This window comes from Prevotella sp. lc2012 (genome assembly GCF_900107065.1).
Lineage (GTDB): Bacteria > Bacteroidota > Bacteroidia > Bacteroidales > Bacteroidaceae > Prevotella.
The window spans coordinates 250,645-268,612 of sequence record NZ_FNUF01000004.1 but is presented as its reverse complement, the minus strand read 5'-3'; the positions used below and the strand labels follow the sequence as shown (position 1 = coordinate 268,612).

At 50.6% G+C, this 17,968-nt stretch carries 18 protein-coding genes and 1 rRNA gene; 7 read left to right on the top strand and 12 right to left on the bottom strand.

The features are described 5' to 3' along the window. The 11 genes from BLU99_RS09895 to BLU99_RS09845 all read right to left on the bottom strand — a co-directional run. Nucleotides 1-130: ribosomal RNA gene (locus BLU99_RS09895) — 16S ribosomal RNA — on the bottom strand; the annotation flags it as partial. Nucleotides 131-518: 388 nt separating this feature from the next. Further along, nucleotides 519-1,238 (bottom strand): Bax inhibitor-1/YccA family protein, encoded by a 720-nt coding sequence (locus tag BLU99_RS09890; protein ID WP_091901639.1) that lies wholly within the window; start codon nt 1,236-1,238, stop codon nt 519-521. 397 nt (nt 1,239-1,635) lie between these two features. After that, complete coding sequence (locus BLU99_RS09885) at nt 1,636-2,736, bottom strand: DegT/DnrJ/EryC1/StrS family aminotransferase (RefSeq protein WP_091901596.1); 1,101 nt, start codon at nt 2,734-2,736, stop codon at nt 1,636-1,638. Further along, the gene (locus tag BLU99_RS09880; protein WP_091901594.1) at nt 2,733-3,671 is read right to left on the bottom strand and encodes a GNAT family N-acetyltransferase; all 939 of its coding nucleotides are present in this window, start codon (nt 3,669-3,671) and stop codon (nt 2,733-2,735) included. Before BLU99_RS09880 ends, BLU99_RS09885 begins: the two co-directional genes overlap by 4 nt. Beyond that, nucleotides 3,659-4,072 (bottom strand): sugar 3,4-ketoisomerase, encoded by a 414-nt coding sequence (locus BLU99_RS09875; RefSeq protein ID WP_176771112.1) that lies wholly within the window; start codon nt 4,070-4,072, stop codon nt 3,659-3,661. Before BLU99_RS09875 ends, BLU99_RS09880 begins: the two co-directional genes overlap by 13 nt. Continuing rightward, nucleotides 4,053-5,258: a formate-dependent phosphoribosylglycinamide formyltransferase gene (gene purT, locus BLU99_RS09870; protein WP_091901592.1), complete on the bottom strand. Its 1,206-nt coding sequence runs from the start codon at nt 5,256-5,258 to the stop codon at nt 4,053-4,055. The genes BLU99_RS09875 and purT overlap by 20 nt, the downstream gene beginning before the upstream one ends. Then, nucleotides 5,255-5,554, bottom strand: coding sequence for a sigma factor-like helix-turn-helix DNA-binding protein (locus BLU99_RS09865; RefSeq protein WP_144006127.1), 300 nt, complete (start codon nt 5,552-5,554; stop codon nt 5,255-5,257). The genes purT and BLU99_RS09865 overlap by 4 nt, the downstream gene beginning before the upstream one ends. Nucleotides 5,555-5,620: 66 nt before the next feature. Then, nucleotides 5,621-6,754, bottom strand: coding sequence for a dTDP-glucose 4,6-dehydratase (locus BLU99_RS09860; RefSeq protein WP_091901588.1), 1,134 nt, complete (start codon nt 6,752-6,754; stop codon nt 5,621-5,623). A gap of 19 nt (nt 6,755-6,773) precedes the next feature. Beyond that, nucleotides 6,774-7,268, bottom strand: coding sequence for a metallophosphoesterase family protein (locus BLU99_RS09855; RefSeq protein ID WP_091901585.1), 495 nt, complete (start codon nt 7,266-7,268; stop codon nt 6,774-6,776). Between the two features lie 24 nt (nt 7,269-7,292). After that, a complete protein-coding gene (locus BLU99_RS09850; protein WP_091901583.1) occupies nt 7,293-7,910 on the bottom strand; it encodes a cytidylate kinase-like family protein in 618 nt (205 codons plus the stop codon). Further along, nucleotides 7,891-9,255 carry an MATE family efflux transporter gene (locus BLU99_RS09845; RefSeq protein WP_255397542.1) on the bottom strand — a complete coding sequence of 455 codons (1,365 nt, stop codon included), beginning with the start codon at nt 9,253-9,255 and terminating at the stop codon, nt 7,891-7,893. Before BLU99_RS09845 ends, BLU99_RS09850 begins: the two co-directional genes overlap by 20 nt. Nucleotides 9,256-9,473: 218 nt before the next feature. Between BLU99_RS09845 and BLU99_RS09840 the strand changes: the two genes are divergently transcribed. From BLU99_RS09840 to BLU99_RS09825, 4 genes are all read left to right on the top strand, one after another. Continuing rightward, a complete protein-coding gene (locus BLU99_RS09840) occupies nt 9,474-10,844 on the top strand; it encodes a S8 family peptidase (RefSeq protein WP_255397541.1) in 1,371 nt (456 codons plus the stop codon). Further along, nucleotides 10,841-12,187: an exodeoxyribonuclease VII large subunit gene (xseA, locus tag BLU99_RS09835; RefSeq protein ID WP_091901576.1), complete on the top strand. Its 1,347-nt coding sequence runs from the start codon at nt 10,841-10,843 to the stop codon at nt 12,185-12,187. Before BLU99_RS09840 ends, xseA begins: the two co-directional genes overlap by 4 nt. Beyond that, a complete protein-coding gene (gene xseB, locus BLU99_RS09830) occupies nt 12,184-12,378 on the top strand; it encodes an exodeoxyribonuclease VII small subunit (protein ID WP_091901574.1) in 195 nt (64 codons plus the stop codon). Before xseA ends, xseB begins: the two co-directional genes overlap by 4 nt. A 110-nt stretch (nt 12,379-12,488) precedes the next feature. Beyond that, on the top strand, nt 12,489-13,505 hold the full coding sequence (locus tag BLU99_RS09825; RefSeq protein ID WP_091901572.1) for a branched-chain amino acid aminotransferase: 1,017 nt from the start codon (nt 12,489-12,491) through the stop codon (nt 13,503-13,505). Nucleotides 13,506-13,613: 108 nt separating this feature from the next. Here the strand turns inward: BLU99_RS09825 and BLU99_RS09820 are convergent, their stop codons facing one another. Further along, a complete protein-coding gene (locus BLU99_RS09820; RefSeq protein ID WP_091901570.1) occupies nt 13,614-14,147 on the bottom strand; it encodes a DUF805 domain-containing protein in 534 nt (177 codons plus the stop codon). Nucleotides 14,148-14,289: 142 nt separating this feature from the next. On the opposite strand from BLU99_RS09820, the gene trmB reads away from it, so the two are divergent. From trmB to BLU99_RS09805, 3 genes are read left to right on the top strand one after another with little or no spacing between them, the layout of a single operon-like run. Next, on the top strand, nt 14,290-15,060 hold the full coding sequence (trmB, locus tag BLU99_RS09815) for a tRNA (guanosine(46)-N7)-methyltransferase TrmB (protein ID WP_091901568.1): 771 nt from the start codon (nt 14,290-14,292) through the stop codon (nt 15,058-15,060). A gap of 12 nt (nt 15,061-15,072) precedes the next feature. Continuing rightward, a complete protein-coding gene (locus tag BLU99_RS09810; protein ID WP_091901566.1) occupies nt 15,073-16,737 on the top strand; it encodes a leucine-rich repeat domain-containing protein in 1,665 nt (554 codons plus the stop codon). Nucleotides 16,738-16,755: 18 nt separating this feature from the next. Continuing rightward, nucleotides 16,756-17,904: an Mrp/NBP35 family ATP-binding protein gene (locus BLU99_RS09805; protein ID WP_091901565.1), complete on the top strand. Its 1,149-nt coding sequence runs from the start codon at nt 16,756-16,758 to the stop codon at nt 17,902-17,904. The last annotated feature ends 64 nt before the right edge of the window (nt 17,905-17,968 follow it).

The following is a 17,968-nucleotide window of genomic DNA, read 5'->3' as shown; positions in this document are numbered from 1 at the left end:
GATACGCGTTACTCACCCGTGCGCCGGTCGCCATCTATCAAAGCAAGCTTCGATAATGCTGCCCCTCGACTTGCATGTGTTAAGCCTGTAGCTAGCGTTCATCCTGAGCCAGGATCAAACTCTTCACTGTAAAAAATATCTTTATCCCTTACGGAATGTTATCTGTCTCAGAACGACTATCCAGTATCAAGTGTTTGTTTAAAAGAATAAACGGTTCGTTTCTTCTACCCAAGAGCATCACTACAATGCTCTCGCTTCTTGTACTACTTCTGTCTATGTAAATCTTTCAAAGAACTCTTTTTTTTTTGCCTCAGCCTGGATTTTTAGGCGAAAGCGGATGCAAAGGTACGACAAATTTTGATACCATCCAAATTTTAGAGAAGAAAAAATGCAGAAAGATGAAAGATTTTCGTGTTTATTGACATTTTTACACTTATTCTCCATCAAGAAGGGGACTGAAGCTTCCGAAAGCCCCAGTCCCCTTCCTATTATATTACTTATGTACGAGCGACGATTGATTACTCGCGACGCCCGAAAATCCTGAGCAGATAGATAAAGAGATTCACGAAGTCGAGATAGAGAGAGAGTGCACCCAGCAGTGCCAGTTTCTGTGCAGCCTCTCCGGCATCAGGAGCCATCATCAACATCTGTTTGATCTTCTGAGAGTCGTACGCCGTCAGTCCGACGAAGATCAGGACACCGATATAGCTCACGACGGTCTCCATGAGAGAACTCTTCAGGAAAATGTTCACGATCGTAGCGATAATCAGTCCGATGAGAGCCATGAAGAGGATCTTTCCCATCGAAGAGAGATCGGTCTTCGTTGTATATCCGATCAGTGCCATCACCGCGAAGGTACCAGCTGTGATGAAGAACACGCTGGCGATGCTCGACATGGTGTAGAGCACGAAGATGAACGACAACGTTGCGCCGTTAATCACGGAATACAAGACAAAAAGGAGCGTGGCTGTAGTCAGCGACAGTCTGTTGATAGCAGAGCTGATAGCCACGACAAGTCCGAACTCCGCGATAATCAGTCCCCAGAACAGGAGCTTGTTAGTAGCTATTGCCGACAGCAAGCCAGGACTTGTTGCCACACCATACGCTGTTACGCCGGTAATCACCAACGCCAGCGTCATCCACACATACACTTTCCGCATCAAGGCAGGAAAGGCCGCCGACATCGAAAGCTCCTGCTCACGAGTCATGCCATCGAAATTCAATTCATTATAATTCATAGGTCTCATTTTTTTCGTTTTTACACTAGCATTACTGCAAATATGATGCCACAAAGGTAAGCAATTACTTTTAATAAAGCATCAAACAGAATCATAAAATACCCAATTATTTGTATTTTTGGAACTTTTTCACTATATTTTTCCCCAATAACAATCTATTAATACGACACTGAAAACATGAAAGTCTTGGTGATGGGAGCGCAGGCTGCCAGAAGTGCGACCGTACTCTTACTGCCAGAGTAGGCATCATCGCAAAAGTAAAACAACTTGTTTTACCTTCATGGAAGGCATTCTTTACACACATATCAGGCATCCCTTACAAGGTAAAACAAGTTGTTTTACTTTTAAAGACATACCTCCTGACAGACAGAGGCCCTGTCGGAGCGACCATCAAATCCTATGAGAAACGATTAAGAAAGCCGATGATCAAGTTGATATCCTCGTCTTGAAGCGCCTGATTACACGGCAGACTGAGTTCCTGGGCATGAATCTGTTCCGTGATGGGATACGACTGATGAGCCCATTCACGATAACAATGCTGCTTGTGCGGAGGTATCGGATAATGTATCTGCGTCTCTACACCATTCTCCAGGAGATAGCGCTGCAGCTCGTCGCGACGTTCGCAGAAGACGGGGAAGATATGCCAGACACTATCCCTGTCGGACGCGGGAATATGTATCAGCGGGTTGCTCACCTTATTATAATATATAGCAGCCACCTCCCTGCGGCGGTCGTTCTCCACCTCGAGATAGCGCAGCTTCACGTCGAGCACAGCCGCCTGGATCTCGTCCATCCGGGAGTTACGTCCCTTGCAGTCGAAGACATATTTTCCGGAAGCGCCGTAGTTGCCCAGCATCGCCACGACACGTGCCAGCTCCTTGTCGTCGGTCGTCACAGCCCCGGCATCACCTAAGGCACCAAGGTTCTTTCCCGGATAGAAGCTATGACCGGCTGCATCGCCCAGGGATCCGGTACGACGGGAGCCATGAGACGTCACACAGCCATGCGCCTGAGCATTATCCTCGATGAGTTTCAGACCGTGTCTCCTGCAGATCTCCCCTATCCGCTCCGTATAGGCACAGCGCCCATAGAGATGAACGATCATGACGGCACGGGTACGTTCTGTGATGGCACGCTCTATCAGGGCATCATCAATCTGAAGAGTATTGATGTCAGGTTCCACCAATACCGGTTTCAGTCTGTTAGCCGTGATGGCCAGGATACTGGCGATATACGTGTTAGCCGGCACGATGACCTCGTCGCCTTCCTTCATCACCCCCAACTCCATATAAGCGCGGAAGATCATAGTCAGCGCATCGAGTCCATTACCACAGCCGACACAATAGCGGCTGCCAATGAACGATGCGTAGTGACTCTCGAACTGCTGCGTGGCCTCCCCCTTCAGGTACCAGCCACTGTTGAGCACCCTACCGACGGCCTGTCGTATCTCCGCATCATGCAGGTCGTTGATCCGTTTCAGGTCCAGATACTTGATCATAGTGTCCACTCGTATGTATCGTAACAGACAGCCCTGGCACCAAAGCCCTCCTTCTGGAATACCAGTTGTTCGTTCAGGTCACAGCCGCTGCCCACCGTTGACTTCCCGAAGTCGAAGAACGGCATATCGGTATAATCGTGCCTCAATATCTGTTCATATAAAGCATCGATCGCATGCAGTTGTTTCCCCTTCTCACTGGCCGAGATATACTGGGCATGCGCCACACGGTCGCACAAATAGAGTATGGTTCCGCCCACGACCTCCTCCTCAGCAGAAGCCAGGTACAGTCGGATACGTTCAGGAAAGCGGGCATGAAGCCGCTGCATCTCTTCCAGAGTATGTACCGGCGACACGCCATACCTTGTCTGCAGATTACGTGTCAGCAGAGGCCAGAAAGCAGAGAAGTCATCGCTCGGCGCCACGCACACGCCCTTCTTCCGAGCCTCGGAGACAGCATACCTGCGACCGTGACTCCATCTGGCAGGTGCCTTCGGGATCAGAGCCGACGAAAGATCGCGCCCCACCAGTCGGGCATGGCAGACGGCAAACAACGCATAGAGGTCCTCCTCGGAAGGAAGGCGGTGATAGATCCAAGGCACAGGCTTATACACCACTCGCCGGATCCCTTCCGAACGCAGCCAACCGTTGAGTTCCAAGAACAGTTCACATATACCGGCTGCCGAAGCACGCTCATCGGTAATCAGGCCACCGTAGGTCAGTCCCTGATGCGAGTACAGCACACCGTCCTGTCGGTTGGCAGGCAGCAGGGCATAGAGGCCTTTGGCATCGTAGATCATCAACGAACAGTCAAGGAAACGATCCCTGTGATAATCCATATAACGACGGTCGAAGAGGAACGTGCCGTTCTTCGACCGTGCGACGAGCTCGTTCCACGCGTCGCTCAAGCCGTTATGATATCGTCTTATCTCGAACATCCCACGTACCTCAGGAACTCATCATAATCGTAGATATAGTCTTCCTCCTCATAGTGCTCGGAGGCCAGCACCAGACAGACGGCTCCCGAAGAGAAATCGTCGAGCGTTCGCCAGATATCCGTGTCGATCAGCAGGCCCTGCCACGGATGGTTCAGCAAGACCGTCTTCCGCTCATAGCCATTGTCGAGTGTCACATGAAAAGAGCCGCTGACGGCGATGATGAACTGACGCAACCGTTTATGAGCATGACCGCCACGGCAACCGCCGCCTGGCACGTCATACACCCAATAGGCACGCTTGATGTCGAAAGGCACCATATCGGTCCCCTCGGCAACCGTGAGGTTACCGCGGGGGTCCGTTATCCTCGGTAGATCGATAATCTTAATGTCCAAACTTCTCATAGGGGTCGGTGCCTAAGACCGTCTTGGCAAGACGCTTAGCCTTATCACGCAGAGCGTTGACATCGTCGCCAACCTCACCATAGCAGAGAACGACACCCATACGACGACCCTTATGAGCCTCCGGCTTACCGAAGATACGGATACGGGTACGGTCTTCCTTCAGAGCCTCGTCGAAGTTATAGTCGAGCAGCGAACGGTCGACCGGTGTGGAGGCCTCCTTCGGCGAGAGGATCACGGCACTGGCACCGGCATGCTCCAGATGGATGGCAGGGATAGGCAGTCCCATCACGGCACGGAAGTGCAGTTCAAACTCACTGAGGTTCGTGGTATGTCCGAGCGTGACCATACCAGTGTCATGCGGACGGGGAGAGAGCTCGGAGAAGATCACCTCACCCTGTTTCGTCAGGAAGAACTCCACACCCCAGATACCGGCACCTGTCAAGGCCTTCGTCACCTTATCGGCCATCATCTGCGCCTGTTTCAGGGCCTCATCGGAGATCTTATACGGCTGCCATGACTCACGGTAGTCGCCAGCCTTCTGCACATGTCCGATCGGCGGGCAGAACAGTGTAGGCCAACCGTTCTTCTGGGTGACAGTCAACAAGGTAAACTCCGAGTCGAAGTCGATGAACTCCTCGATGATCACTTCCTTCACATCACCACGAGAGCCTTCCATCGCATCCTTGAAAGCCTGCTCCAACTCACCGTCGTTATGCACGTAGCTCTGACCATGGCCAGATGATGACATCAGAGGCTTCACCACACAGGGGAAGCCTATCTCGTCGGCTGCAGCCTTGAACTCCTCGAAGGTCTTCGCATAGAAATACTTGGCCGTACGCAGACCTAGTTCCTTGGAGGCAAGATCACGGATGGCACGACGGTTCATCGTGAAGTTCACGGCACGGGCAGAGGGAGTCACCTGGATGCCCTGCTCCTCAAACTTAAAAAGGCGCTCCGTGCGGATGGCCTCGATCTCTGGCACGATGATGTCGGGCTTGTGTTTGTTGACAACCGCCTCTAGGGCATCGCCATCAAGCATTGAAAACACCTCACGCTCGTCGGCCACCTGCATGGCCGGTGCATTATCATAACGATCACAAGCTATCACGTACTGACCAGCACGCATAGCGGCTATCACGAACTCCTTACCGAGTTCCCCAGAGCCTAAAAGCAGTATCTTCTTCATATCTTTTGTATTTGTTTAATCATTTGCCATTCGGGGGTAACGGCCAACTTACGGACACACTGATCAAGACGAGCCATCGTGTCTTCCTGAGAGAGGCCCAGGTCAGAGGCTATCTCCTGAAGTGACTTACGCTCGGAGCCGAAGAGACCATAATAATGGGTTACGGCTTCTTCTTCCTCAGGAGGGAGCAGATAGAGCAGATGCTCCAGATAGTGTTCCATCTGAGGGGTGATGCTCATAGGGTTCAGACCTATGTGCACCAGGAATGAGTGGAGGGAGCGAGTTAATGCATCCATATGACAGATTTGCCGTGACACGGCACTACATTTATATTATTATTTTGAGACAGCAACGCACTTCACCTAGCGGTTGGCATACATGCTGTCGTAGTATTTCTGATAGTCGCCGGAAGTGACATTGTCGAGCCACTCCTGATGGTCGAGATACCAACGGACGGTCTTCTCTATACCCTCCTCGAACTGGAGGCTCGGCTCCCAACCAAGTTCTTTCTGGAGTTTCGTCGAGTCGATGGCATAGCGCAGATCATGACCAGCTCGGTCGGTGACGAAGGTGATCAGATCCATATCCTCGCCCTCCTTGCGCCCCAACAAACGGTCGACGGTCTTGATCAACACCTTGATGATATCGATGTTCTTCCACTCGTTGAAGCCGCCGATGTTATAGGTCTCTCCCACCTTTCCCTGATGGAAGATAAGATCGATGGCACGGGCATGATCCTCAACATAGAGCCAGTCGCGCACGTTCTCACCCTTACCATAGACGGGCAGCGGCTTACGGTGGCGGATATTATTGATAAAGAGCGGGATCAACTTCTCTGGGAACTGATACGGACCGTAGTTGTTCGAGCAGTTGGTCACAACCACAGGCACACCATAGGTGTCGTGAAAGGCACGCACGAAATGATCGCTCGACGCCTTGGCGGCAGAATACGGCGAGTGCGGATTGTATTTCGTGGTCTCCAGGAAGAACTGCTCACCATATGCCAGATGATGCTCCGATGAAGAGGCGGTTGTGGTGAACGGCGGTTCTATGCCCTCGGGATGAGTCAGCTCAAGAGCGCCATATACCTCATCGGTCGAGATATGGTAGAAGCGTTTTCCCTCGAACTTCTCCGGCAGCGATTCCCAGTAGAGCTTCGCTGCCTGCAGCAGTGAGAGCGTCCCCATCACGTTTGTCCTGGCGAAGGTAAAGGGATCCTTGATGCTACGGTCCACGTGACTCTCGGCAGCAAGGTGAATGATGCCGTCGACCTTCTTATCCTGCATCAGCTTGTAGAAAGCATCGAAATCGCAGATATCCATCTTCACAAACTCATAATTGGGCTTGTCCTCGATATCCTTGAGATTGGCCAGGTTTCCGGCGTAAGTCAACTTATCGAGGTTGATGATGCGATAATCCGGATATTTGTTCACAAAGAGGCGTACCACATGACTTCCTATAAAGCCCGCACCCCCTGTAATAACGATCGTCCTCATATCTTATTGATAGTATTCTTTATTTATCTCCTAAAGAGATGACTTCCAGATCCTTGAATGTCTTTCCGTCAATGGTGAGACGAACAAGTGTACGGTCCTTCTGCCATCCCTGTTGTCCTGCCGCTCCGGGATTGATATGTAACAGTCCCAGTGTCTTGTCGTATTTCACTCTCAGGATATGCGAGTGACCAGTGATAAACAACTGCGGCGGATTGGCAAAGAGCGTTGAGCGTATGCTGGGATCATAATTACCGGGATAGCCACCGATATGTTTGATGAGCACATCCACATCCTCGCACTTGAAACGGTTCACTTCACGATACATCAGACGCAGGTCGCCACCGTCGCAGTTGCCGCAGACCGCCCTGAAAGGACGGAAAGCAGCCAGTCGTTCGGCCACCTCAACGCTACCGATATCACCGGCATGCCATATCTCATCACACGAATCGAAGTAATATTCGTACTTATCGTCCCAATAGGCATGTGTGTCGCTTATGATTCCTATCCTCTTCATCCCTTTTCCCTTAGCTGAACGACATTATATCTTAAAGCGTTTCCGGATAAACTCCGCGATAAGTTTCTCGGTCTCCACGATACCTAACACGCTGGAGTCGATACACAGATCATAGCTGGCCGCATAGCCCCATCTCTTGCCCGTATAATAGTTGTAATACTCCGCACGCTGGTTCTCACGTTTCTCGATATAGTTCCGCGCAGCCTCCTCATCGAGATGCTGCTTGTTCATAATCTGCCGGATGCGATAGTCCATAGAGGCAGTCACAAAGATATTCACCACATTCGGTAAATCGCGAAGCACGTAATCGGCACAACGCCCGACAAACACGCAGGAGCTCTCAGCGGCAGCCTTCCTGATGGCATCGCTCTGAAACTGGAACAGACTCTCCTGCGAGAAATTCGACTTATAGAGACTGCTTCCACTGAAATGCGATGTCTGCACATTGAACAGGCCTTTGAGGAATCCCTTCCGTTCGTCGTTCTCCTCGAAGAACTTCTCTGAGAATCCACTCTCCTTTGCGGCCAGGTTCAACAGCTCACGGTCGTAATACTTTGCGCCGAAGTCGAGAGCCAGCATTCTTCCGATATCATGACCACCACTTCCGAGTTGTCGACCCACATTAATGATTATATTTCCCATAAGCTTTGAGTTTTCTAATATACCATATCAGCATCGGTATCGTCATCGAGAACGAGCCGAAATCGCTCACCGGCATTGCATACCACACGCCATCCAGTCCCCAGAACATCGGGAAGATATATGCCATCGGCAGTAACAGGAACAACTGGCGTGACAACGAGAGGAAGATGCTCACCTTAACCTTACCTATGCACTGGAAGAAATTGGTGATGACGGCCTGAGTGCCTACGACAAAGAACACAAGCATACTGACCTTGACACCCCGTGCCGCCAGATCAAGCAGCGTGGGATCGGTCGTGAAGATCCGTGCAATCTGTCGGGAGAAGAGCATCGACAATGTCCATCCAATCAACAAGATCGCCGTAGCACAACCGATGGCAAGCCACAGACAACGGAACATACGGTCGAACTTCTCGGCTCCGTAGTTATAACCCACGATGGGCTGCATGCCCTGGGTGATGCCGATAACAAACATAAAGAACACCATCACCATCGAGTTGGCTATCGAATAAGCGCCCACTGCCATATCGCCGCCATAGCGTACAAACTGATTGTTCATGAAGATCACGATGACGCACGCCGTAGCATTCATCAGGAACGGTGACACGCCGATACTGATAATATTCCGGACCAAGTCTTTCTTCAGTTTATAGATACCCCTCTTCAGGTGAAGCAGTGCCTTCTTATTGGAGAAGAGCCACATCTGCCAACAGAGTGCCATAGACTGTGAGGTGACTGTAGCCAGAGCAGCACCGCGGATGCCCCATCGGAACCACCACACGAAGGTGATGACAAGCAGGATATTCATCGCGACGGTAAAGAGGACGGCATACATGGCATGCCGCGGCTTTCCCGAAGCACGGAGCACCGCATTCATACCGAAATACATATGGGTGACCATATTACCCAGAAGGATCACCTGCATGAACTCACGGGCATAGGGCAGCGTCACGTCGGAGGCTCCAAAGAACCGGAGAATCGGTTCCAGGAAGATCAGACAGACCACCATGAACAAGAAACCAATAATCAGGTTCAGTGTCACGGTATTGCCCAACAGATGTTCGGCCGTCTTATAGTCCCGCTGTCCGAGTTTCACACTGATACATGTAGACGCTCCGACACCGACGGCTGCACCAAAGGCTCCCGACAGGTTCATGAAGGGGAAAGTGATGCCCAGACCGGCGATGGCCTCAGGACCAACCACCTGTCCGATAAATGCACGGTCAATGATATTATAAAGGCTTGAGGCGGTCATCGCTACCATGGCTGGTAAGGCATACTGCCATAGTAAAGCGCCCACGGGCTTCGTGCCCAACTCAAGCGCCGCCTGCTTATTATCTGTCATTCTGTTTTCTTTCTCCATATATTACGGTTGCAAAGATACGAATAAATGAGCGAAAAGCAAAAGGAAAACATGTTTTTTCCTTATCATATTTTTATTTCTTAATTAATATTAGTACCTTTGCATCCGTTATGCTTTTCCACCGTCTATCAAAGTCCATCGTCTTCCTGTTGCTTGCGCTTCTATGCCACACGACAGCAAACGCAGGAAACAATCCTAAGATGAGATATCCTGGGGGAAAGTTCTATATCTACAGGTATACACTCAAAGACAAACAAGGTTCCCCCTACTCGCTTGATCATCCCAGTAGATGGCTGTCGCACAAGGCAGTAGAGCGCCGCCGTAGACAAGGACTGGCAGTCGACTCGACCGACCTGCCCGTGAGCAACACCTATCTAAGGCTTTTCGAGAAGACATCCGATGAGACGGCCAGAAAAAACTCAAAACGATCATCGGAATGGACGATCATCGGAACCAGTCGATGGAACAATACGATTCTTGTGCGTTCCAATGACACGACCCTTCTTGAAAAACTTGCAACACTCGGTTGTGTGGCCGATGCCAAGAAGGTATGGACATCGCCCGACTCTATCCTAAGGAAGATTCACAAGGTTACAGCTCGCGAGACATTCTGCGCCTGGGACAGCGTCAAAGGCGAGAGCTATGGTAACGGGCGTGAGCAGATAGAGATGCTGGCTGGCCATCGTCTGCACAGCATCGGTCTGAGAGGAAAAGGCATGACCATCGCTGTACTTGACGGCGGTTTCCAGAACGTCAATGCGATTCCAGCCCTGCAGCACACGGGTATTATCGGGACCAAGGATTTCGTCTATCCCAATAGCACACATTTCTTCCAAGAGACCGATCACGGCACGAAGGTACTATCAGCCATGGCAGTCAACGAGCCCGAGGTGCTCATCGGCACGGCCCCAGACGCCCGTTACTGGCTTTTGCGCTGTGAGGATCAGCAGACAGAACAGCCTGTCGAAGAAGACTACTGGGCCATGGCGGCAGAGTTTGCCGACTCAGTCGGCGTAGACATCATCAGTTCCAGTCTCGGTTACAACGAGTATGATGGCTACCCCGGTTATTACCACCAGCACGACCTTGACGGTCAAACCGCACTCATCAGTCGGTCAGCCTCTATGTTGGCCAAGAAAGGTATCATTCTCGTCAACTCGGCGGGCAACGCAGGCATGGGTCCCTGGAAGAAGATTGACTTTCCTGCCGATGCCCATGACATTCTGACCGTCGGAGCTCTGAACACAGAAAAGGAGAATGCCCCATTCAGCGGTGTCGGCCCGACACAAGACAATCGTGTCAAACCCGACGTAATGGCCTTAGGGAGTCCTGCTGCACTGATTTCCGGAAGAGGAACAGTGACCAGAGACATGGGGACGTCATTCTCCACACCCGCCGTAGCAGGACTGGCGGCTTGTCTGTGGCAGGCGTTCCCTGATAAGACGGCCCTTGAGATTATCCGACTCATCAGGGAGAACAGCAGCAACTACCAGAAGCCCGACAATATCTGTGGCTACGGCATACCGAATTTCTGGCGAGCATATATGGTAGGGAAAATGACGGAGAGATGAAGAACGATCCTATAACCCTATACGAACTCAACCGACTGGTCAAGGAGGTCATCGAGAGTGAGATGTCCAATGAATATTGGGTAGAGGCCGAACTGTCGGAATGCCGGGAGTCGAGAGGACATTGTTACATGGAGTTGATCCAATACGACGAGAACGGTGACGCCTTGGGAACGACCAAGAACTCGGGGTTGTTCGGCATGCCCACCAGATCTGTGCCTATTGCTAAGGCCTCAGCCAAATGCTGGGCCTCGAAATGGATGGTCATACGACCGTATTTCGAGCGTACCACAGGACAACAACTCCATGCCGGCATGAAAGTGCTGCTCAGGGTATACCCGCAGTTCCACGAGGCCTACGGTTTCTCGTGGATCGTCACTGACATCGATCCTACCTATACGATGGGTGACATGGCACGAAAGCGACAAGAGATTATCCGGCAGTTAAAGGAAGCCGGTATCTTCGACCTACAGAAAGAGCTTCGACTGCCCCTATTCTGTCAGCATATCGCCGTTATATCCAGTGAGACGGCTGCCGGCTATGGCGACTTCTGCAACCAGTTGGCCGACAACCCCTACGGCTTCCAGTTCCAGACACAACTCTTCCCCGCCATCATGCAGGGTGAAGGTACAGCACAGAGTATTATCACAGCCTTGGAGAAGATCTATAATCATGTAGACTTTGACTGTGTGGTTATCATCAGAGGTGGCGGTGCCACCAGCGACCTATCGGGCTTTGATGCCTTAGAGCTTGCAGAGAACGTAGCTAATTTCCCCCTGCCGATTATCACCGGTATCGGGCATGACCGCGACGAGTCGGTCGTCGACATGGTCAGTCATATCAGGGTCAAGACCCCTACAGCTGCTGCTGCCCTGCTCATCTCACATCTGAAAGAGATACTAGACACCATTAACGACACCCAGGAGCATCTGACCCGTTATGCACAACAGAAGTTGTCAACAGCCAACTATCAACTGTCGGCCATCGCCATCGCTCTCCCCCGCATCTTCTCCACGGTGAAGATCCATCAGGAGGCCCGCATCGACAGTCTATACAGTCGGCTCGCACATTGTTGCAGTGACAAAACATCATCGCTTAGCTCCAGACTAACAGCACTTGAGGAGCGCCTACCAATGCTCATCGAACGCCGTCTGCTCTCTGAATGTCATCGTCTGCAACTCATCGAGGAGAAGACCAAAGGACTCGACCCGAGGTTACTCTTGAAACGAGGCTATAGCATCACCCTTCATCAGGGGAAGGTGATACGTTCTTCGGAGCAACTACATCAGGGCGACGAGATTGAGACCCTACTGGAAAAAGGAACCATCAAATCTATCATCAAATGAAAAAAGAGACCAAATATGAAGAGGCCATGGCCGAATTGCAGGACATCGTCCGCAGGATGGAGAATGACGAGTTGGACATTGATCAGATGACAGCACAACTCAAGCGCGCACAAGAGCTCATTAAGCTCTGCAAGGACAAACTGACCAAGACCGACGAGGAGATTAAGAAAATCCTATCGGAAAAAGACTGATCCAACAAGAAAAAAGTAACAATTTAAAAAGATTTTAACCAAAAAAGTTGCGGATGTGCAGTAAATTGTGTACTTTTGCACCTAATTTGAAACTTTAAAGGACTAAAGAAATGAAGAATCTGGACTGGGCAAACCTGTCTTTCGGTTACATGAAGACCGACTACAATGTACGTTGCTACTATCGCGACGGTAAATGGGGCGAGATTGAAGTATGCTCCGACGAGTATCTGAAACTGCACATGGCAGCAACCTGTCTGCACTACGGACAGGAGGCATTTGAAGGGCTGAAGGCCTACCGTTGCAAAGATGGTAAAGTACGCGTATTCCGTGTAGAGGAGAACGCTGCCCGTCTGCAGAGCACCTGTCGTGGTATCATGATGCCGGAGTTGCCAACAGAGACATTTGTCGAAATGGTCAAGAAGGTGGTCCGCCTGAATCAGGAATGGATTCCCACTTATGAGAGTGGCGCCACCCTGTATATCCGTCCATTACTGATCGGTACCTCTGCACAGGTAGGCGTACACCCAGCCAGTGAATACTGCTTCCTGATTTTTGTAACCCCTGTGGGTCCATATTTCAAGGGCGGCTTTGCCTCAAACCCCTATGTCATCGTTAGGGATCACGACCGTTCGGCTCCCCTCGGAACAGGTATCTATAAGGTCGGTGGAAACTATGCCGCTTCGCTCTTCGCTAATAACCTGGCACACGAAAAAGGTTACGCCTGCGAATTCTATCTCGACGCAAAAGAGAAGAAATATATTGACGAGTGCGGTGCTGCGAACTTCTTTGGTATCAAGAACAACACCTATATCACCCCGAAGTCGACCTCTATCCTGCCCTCTATCACGAACAAGAGTCTGATGCAGGTGGCTGAGGATCTGGGGATGAAGGTAGAACGCCGTCCAATTCCTGAGGAGGAACTCGACACCTTCGAGGAGGCTGGTGCATGTGGCACTGCAGCCGTTATCTCGCCGATCTCATACATCGACGATCTCGAGACAGGCAAACGATATGACTTTGGAGAAAAACCAGGTCCTGTATCGAAGAAGTTGTTCGACACGCTTCGCGGCATCCAATACGGAGAGATCGAAGACAAGCACGGTTGGACAACCGTTGTCATCGATTAAGGGACCGATATTACACGAAACCAATCAACACAGAAATATTGAGAAATATTTAAACAGAAGAAGAGGCTCTAATGAGCCTCTTCTCTTTTTCTCTTATGTCCCTTTCCTTTACGATTCCACTAACACATATTTCGGGGATTCACCATACTTGTTCGGCTCGGGTTTTCCGTCGATCAGGACCATGAAGAACACGACCAGACAAGATAACAGCCAAGCAATTCCCAAAAGAACAATCAAAAAGAAAGAGCCCGCATTATCCTCGAAAAAAGCCATGAGTTTATCCACATTTCCGGACATAGCTATTTCGATATAGTCATTCATGACACTTGACGTGCCTGTTACAATCTGTCCTGCCGCACCCAGCGCATAACTGATATAAACCCACGCACCGCTTCTACCCGTATCATGCAGGCGGCGCACAGTTACCGACAAGGCAGCGAACATCACCACAATAGAAAGCAGACAGCCAACCAATATATCTGTCACGAAAGTCGAAAGGATGAAGTTACATGCCAGGACGACCAACAGCCACCACCAGAACTCCGAACGACGACTACGTCCCTTAAATACCGATAGACGACTGGAAGCCAGTCTGACAGCCTCACCAAACCCCAGTTGAGGAAGAATCTTGTAATTTGCCATAACCTTTTTTTGATAGTTGTATTGTTATTTTCTGCAAATATAAACTTTTTTTTGCTTTTACCCAAATATATCCAAGTTTTTTCGTACCTTTGCGACAAAGTCGCGAGGGTATATTCATACCCTGGCGAAACAGACTAAGAATATGGGAAAAGGAAAACTAGCAAAGTTCGCGGATATGGAGAATTACGAGAACGTATTCCAGTATCCATACTCAGTTATTGACAATGTGCCGTTTGAAATGAGAGGCAAGTGGCGCGACGACTATTTTCACAACCAGAATCCTATCGTACTTGAGCTCGGATGCGGTAAGGGAGAATATACCGTAGAGCTGGCCAAACTCTATCCCGACATGAACTTCATCGGCGTAGACATCAAAGGTGCCAGGATGTGGACTGGTGCCACACAGGCATTGAACGAAGGACTGAAAAATGTAGCTTTTCTACGCACGAATATTGAAATCATTGAGCGTTTCTTTGCCGAAGACGAGGTACAGGAGATCTGGCTCACCTTCTCTGATCCGCAGATGAAGAACCCACGGAAGCGCCTTACCTCTACATATTTCCTGAATCGTTACCGCAAGTTTCTGACTGACGGCGGCATCGTGCATCTCAAGACCGACTCCAACTTTCTCTTCACCTACACGACATATATGGTGGAGAAGAATCAGTTGCCCGTTGTCTTCCGCACGGAAGACCTGTACCATGATGAGCGCATAGACGATGCGACGAAGAAGATTCTCTCTATTCAGACCTACTATGAGTCGATGTGGATCGCGCGTGGTCTGAACATCAAGTATATGAAATGGCATCTGCTCAGAACCGGAGAACTCGAAGAGCCCGATGTTGAGATCGAGCTTGACGACTATCGTTCATACCACCGTTCCAAAAGAAGTTCACTCGACAAAGCGAAATAAAAGACAGCTATTATGAAAAGACTGATGACCATCCTCGTGGCAGCACTCCCTCTGCTAGCCATGGCACAGAAATCACTTGAGGTGTCCGTCGACAGTGTCGGCAAGTTATCCACCAAGATTGAAGAGGCTCAGCGCTTTAAGATCGCAGAATTGAAGATCAGCGGACCACTTAATGGTGCCGACATCAAGTTGCTTCAACAGATTGTGAACCGCACCAAGACCAACAAGAAAAATCCTGGTGAGTGCCTCGTCACGGCCATCGACCTCTCTGAGGCAAGAATCATGGGAGGTAAGGAGGGTATCAAAACCAAGAACGACGAGTTACCCGGTGGTCTCTTCTCTGGAGCCAAGATGCTCACCAAAGTGCTCATACCAAACACAACAACCGTTATCGGTAAGAACTGTTTTGAGAAATGTGTGAGTCTGACAGCTATTCCTATCCCAGAAACGGTAACGACCATTGAGAACGAAGCCTTTGAGGATTGTGAGAAACTCTCATCAATCAGCCTGCCCGCCAATCTGAAGACACTGGGCAACGGGGTCTTTGAGGGTTGCAAGGCACTCACAGCCATTGTGATACCAGAAGATGTAAAGGAATTAGGGACAGATCTCTTCCGCGGTTGTGAGAATCTGACTGCCGTCACCCTGCCTGATCGTTTGAAGTCTGTTGGCAGCAATGCTTTCCGCGACTGTAAGAATCTGACAGGTATCACCCTCCCGAAGTCTGTCAATGAACTTGGCAGTTCCGCCTTTGAAAACTGTACAAGTCTGTCGACCATCGAAATGGCCTCCGTCAACAATGTGGGCAGCAGTGCCTTCGAGGGCTGCAAGGCTTTAGGATCTGCCACCTTCGACAAGATATCCAAGTTAGGTAGCAGTGCCTTTAAGAACTGCAGTTCACTGGCTACTGTCATCCTGCAGGGCCACCTTAACGAGATTGGCGCCAGCGCTTTTCGTGGCTGTTCGACCTTAAGTGACATCACCATCCCTGCCAATGTAAAAATCATCGGCAGTCGTGCTTTCGACGACTGTAAAAGTCTGTCGCAGATCACACTTCCCACCGCCCTTACGAAGATTGGCGACCATGCTTTCGAGAATTGCGCCTCCCTGAGAGAGGTCAGCATACCAAACATGGTAAAAAGTATCGGTTCGAGCGCTTTCGAGAATTGTACCAGTCTTGACAGCGTCGCAGTTAACGGTTTTATCACAGAGGTGGAGAGCGATCTGTTCAGGAAGTGCCAGAATTTACGTGTGATCAATCTGCCGACCTCTGTCAAGAAGATCGGCAACAAGGCTTTCCAAGACTGTTCTGCTTTGAGCGGTATCACTCTGCCTGTCGCCCTTCTGTCGATTGGTGACAATGCCTTTGAGAATTGTGCTTCGCTGACCAGTATCAAGGTGCCCGTGGCAGTCACCACGATCGGCAGTTCCGCCTTTGCGGGATGTATCATGCTCACCACGGCCGAGCTATCAACAGCACTGAAGAAGATCGGCGGATCGGCCTTTGCGAAATGTGCCTCCTTGCGCGAGGTTATCCTCAACACCCCGGCACCGCCAACCATTACCAACAGCACCTTTAAAGGCACCTCGCCCACCTATCTGATACCCAAGGGGAGTCTGCCCATATACGTAGCCAACAAGAACTGGCAAAAGATTACAGGTTTCAAAGAGAAATAAACACACACAAAATAAAGAATGACGTTATATCCCAAACTAATTATGGATGCGCTGGCAACAGTGACGTATGCCGGCACGAAAAAGAATCTTGTAGATAGTGACATGGTGGCTGATACCCCATCCGTAGCAGCGCCCTCACAAGAAGGAGATCCGTGGAAGGTGAAGGTGGTACTGGTATTCCCACGTGATACCGATCCCTTTCTGAAGTCGACCGTCAAGGCAGCAGAGGCTGCCATCAAATACCACTGTCGGCAGCATGCAACTGACAACCAAGAACCGGCGACCGACGTCGATGTAGAGATCGCCACCGAGTTTAAGTCAGCACCCCGCCCAGAAATAGAGAAGCTATTGCCAAGTGTGAAAAACATCATCGCCGTAAGCAGTGGTAAGGGCGGTGTCGGCAAGAGCACCGTCTCAGCCAACCTCGCCATTGCCTTGGCACGTCTCGGCTACAAAGTTGGCCTCTTAGACACAGACATATTCGGTCCTTCGATGCCCAAGATGTTCCATGTCGAAGATGAACGCCCTTATGCCGTCCATGTCGACGGCCGCGACCTCATCTGCCCAATTGAGAAATACGGTGTTAAGCTACTCTCCATCGGCTTCTTCGTTTCCCCGACCACTGCCACACTCTGGCGCGGTGGTATGGCCACGAGTGCATTAAAGCAGCTCATCGCTGATGCCGATTGGGGCGAACTCGACTATTTCATCCTCGACACCCCTCCTGGCACCTCAGATATCCATCTGACACTATTGCAGACCCTTTCAATCACTGGTGCCGTCATTGTGTCGACACCGCAGGCCGTTGCCCTGGCCGATGCCCGTAAAGGCATAGACATGTATCGCAACGAGAAGGTCAACGTCCCTATCCTCGGCCTCATCGAGAACATGGCATGGTTCACTCCTGCAGAATTGCCCGAGAACCGCTATTACATCTTCGGAAAAGAAGGTTGCAAGAATCTGGCACAAGAGATGGGTGTACCCCTGTTGGCCCAGATCCCCATCGTACAGAGTATCTGTGAGAGCGGCGATGCTGGTGAGCCCGCTGCCTTGAAAGTCGACACCATGACAGGCCAGGCCTTCATTAACCTCGCACAGGCCGTTGTCACCGTCGTCAATCGTCGTAATAAAGAACAGCCCAAGACAAAGATTGTCGGAGTCAAATAACACGACAGCCTCAGGTCTCTCCTTGATGCATCAGGAAAATGGTCATCAAAGAGAGACCGGCTGC

Coding starts and splice junctions, on each gene's coding strand:
- BLU99_RS09890 (WP_091901639.1), bottom strand. CDS start 1,238: ATGAATTATAATGAATTGAATTTCGATGGCATGACTCGTGAGCAGGAG.
- BLU99_RS09885 (WP_091901596.1), bottom strand. CDS start 2,736: ATGATCAAGTATCTGGACCTGAAACGGATCAACGACCTGCATGATGCG.
- BLU99_RS09880 (WP_091901594.1), bottom strand. CDS start 3,671: ATGTTCGAGATAAGACGATATCATAACGGCTTGAGCGACGCGTGGAAC.
- BLU99_RS09875 (WP_176771112.1), bottom strand. CDS start 4,072: ATGAGAAGTTTGGACATTAAGATTATCGATCTACCGAGGATAACGGAC.
- purT (WP_091901592.1), bottom strand. CDS start 5,258: ATGAAGAAGATACTGCTTTTAGGCTCTGGGGAACTCGGTAAGGAGTTC.
- BLU99_RS09865 (WP_144006127.1), bottom strand. CDS start 5,554: ATGGATGCATTAACTCGCTCCCTCCACTCATTCCTGGTGCACATAGGT.
- BLU99_RS09860 (WP_091901588.1), bottom strand. CDS start 6,754: ATGAGGACGATCGTTATTACAGGGGGTGCGGGCTTTATAGGAAGTCAT.
- BLU99_RS09855 (WP_091901585.1), bottom strand. CDS start 7,268: ATGAAGAGGATAGGAATCATAAGCGACACACATGCCTATTGGGACGAT.
- BLU99_RS09850 (WP_091901583.1), bottom strand. CDS start 7,910: ATGGGAAATATAATCATTAATGTGGGTCGACAACTCGGAAGTGGTGGT.
- BLU99_RS09845 (WP_255397542.1), bottom strand. CDS start 9,255: ATGACAGATAATAAGCAGGCGGCGCTTGAGTTGGGCACGAAGCCCGTG.
- BLU99_RS09840 (WP_255397541.1), top strand. CDS start 9,474: ATGAGATATCCTGGGGGAAAGTTCTATATCTACAGGTATACACTCAAA.
- xseA (WP_091901576.1), top strand. CDS start 10,841: ATGAAGAACGATCCTATAACCCTATACGAACTCAACCGACTGGTCAAG.
- xseB (WP_091901574.1), top strand. CDS start 12,184: ATGAAAAAAGAGACCAAATATGAAGAGGCCATGGCCGAATTGCAGGAC.
- BLU99_RS09825 (WP_091901572.1), top strand. CDS start 12,489: ATGAAGAATCTGGACTGGGCAAACCTGTCTTTCGGTTACATGAAGACC.
- BLU99_RS09820 (WP_091901570.1), bottom strand. CDS start 14,147: ATGGCAAATTACAAGATTCTTCCTCAACTGGGGTTTGGTGAGGCTGTC.
- trmB (WP_091901568.1), top strand. CDS start 14,290: ATGGGAAAAGGAAAACTAGCAAAGTTCGCGGATATGGAGAATTACGAG.
- BLU99_RS09810 (WP_091901566.1), top strand. CDS start 15,073: ATGAAAAGACTGATGACCATCCTCGTGGCAGCACTCCCTCTGCTAGCC.
- BLU99_RS09805 (WP_091901565.1), top strand. CDS start 16,756: ATGACGTTATATCCCAAACTAATTATGGATGCGCTGGCAACAGTGACG.